1 protein-coding gene is annotated in these 381 nt (G+C 65.6%); it reads left to right on the top strand.

The window, feature by feature from the left end:
* The coding region (locus AC1U89_RS24965) for an NAD(P)/FAD-dependent oxidoreductase (protein ID WP_479902299.1) at positions 1-381 on the top strand (381 nt) is incomplete at both ends.

Below are 381 nucleotides of genomic sequence, written 5' to 3'. Positions count from 1 at the left end.
CCCCATGGACAGGCTTGTCGACCGCAGCATCAGCGCCAAAGCATTCACGGACACGTCCCACGACCCCCTGCCCGCACGAGTCCGGACCGTCATCGTTGGCGGCGGCATCGTCGGCGCCAGCATCGCCTATCATCTCGCCGCGGCGGGGGAGAGCGACATCCTTGTCTTGGAGAGCAACGTCCTCGGCAGCGGCACCTCATGGCACGCCGCCGGTCTCGTGACGGGCGCGCGCGGCTCGACAACCATGACAAAGCTCGCAAAGTACGGGCTGGAGTTCTACGGCAAGCTCGAGCAGATGTCCGGCGTTGACGTCTCATTCCAACGCTCAGGGTCCCTCAGCGTGGCCCGTACAGCCGGGCGGGTCGATGAGATCCTTTACGC

It is taken from the genome of Caulobacter sp. 05T431 (genome assembly GCF_056665975.1).
Note: the sequence above shows the minus strand (reverse complement) of the source record. Positions and strands in the feature narration are given on the sequence as shown.